The sequence below is a fragment of the Nocardioides sp. YR527 genome (assembly GCF_900101045.1).
Lineage (GTDB): Bacteria > Actinomycetota > Actinomycetes > Propionibacteriales > Nocardioidaceae > Nocardioides.
This window is the reverse complement of record NZ_FNFN01000022.1, coordinates 1-1,259: the sequence shown is the minus strand read 5'-3', so window position 1 is coordinate 1,259 and position 1,259 is coordinate 1. Positions and strand designations below refer to the sequence as shown.

The 1,259-nt window shown below is 67.9% G+C and carries 1 protein-coding gene; it reads right to left on the bottom strand.

Annotated features, from left to right (window positions below; all coding sequences use genetic code 11):
- Window positions 1-1,259, bottom strand: a 1,259-nt coding sequence (locus BLT25_RS29355) for an acetyl-CoA carboxylase biotin carboxylase subunit (protein WP_091053339.1), incomplete at both ends; no start/stop codon positions are given.

Genomic DNA, 1,259 nt, shown 5'->3' with positions numbered 1-1,259 from the left:
ACCACGGTCTGCCGCTCGAGGGCCTCTTCGGCCTCGCCCAGACCGCCGGCGTAGGGGGTGATCTGGTTGTCGAAGTCGGTTTCGATCCAGGTGGTGTAGACCTCGAAGGAGCCGTTCTGGGCGGTGTAGGCGGGGTCGTTGACCACGGCCTGGTGGAAGGGGATCGCGGTGGGCATACCGTCGACCTGGAACTCGGCCAGGGCGCGGCGTGAGCGTTCGAGTGCCTGGGTGCGGTCGCGGCCGGTGATGATCAGCTTGGCGATCAGGGAGTCGAAGGCGCCGGGGATGGTCTCGCCCTTCTCATAGCCGCCGTCCAGACGTACCCCGGGTCCGGCCGGTGGTGCCCATTCGGTCAGGGTGCCGGGGGCGGGCATGAAGTTGTTGCCGCCGTCTTCGGCGTTGATGCGGTATTCGATGGAGTGGCCGCGGATCTCGGGGTCGTCGTAGCCGAGCTCTTCACCGGCGGCGATGCGGAACATCTCGCGCACGAGGTCGAGGCCGGTGACCTCTTCGGAGACGCAGTGTTCGACCTGGAGGCGGGTGTTGACCTCGAGGAAGGAGATGGTGCCATCGGCGGCGACCAGGAACTCACAGGTTCCGGCGCCGACGTAGCCGGCTTCGCGCAAGATGGCCTTGGAGGACTCGTAGAGGCGTTTGGTCTGTTCCTCGGACAGGAACGGGGCGGGGGCTTCCTCGACCAGTTTCTGGTGGCGGCGCTGCAGGGAGCAGTCGCGGGTGGAGACCACGACCACGTTGCCGTGGGTATCGGCCAGGCACTGGGTCTCGACGTGGCGGGGCTTGTCGAGGAACTTCTCCACCAGACACTCACCGCGACCGAACGCGCCCACGGCTTCGCGGACCGCGGATTCGTAGAGGTCGGGGATCTCTTCGAGGGTGCGGGCGACCTTCAGGCCGCGGCCACCGCCCCCGAAGACGGCCTTGATCGCGACCGGGAGGCCGTGTTCTTGGGCGAACGCGGTGATCTCGGAGGCGTCCTTGACCGGGTCCTTGAGGCCCGGCGCCAACGGCGCCCCGGCCTTCAAAGCGATCTGCTTGGCCTTGGCCTTGTCACCCAGGGCGTCGATGGCCTCAGGTGAGGGACCGATCCAGGTCAGACCCGCCTCGATCACCGCGGTGGCGAAGTCGGCGTTCTCGGCCAAGAACCCGTAGCCGGGGTGGACCGAGTCCGCCCCCGACTGGGCGGCGACCTCGAGGATCTTCTCGATGGAGAGGTAGGACTCCGCCGGCGTCGCGCCGCC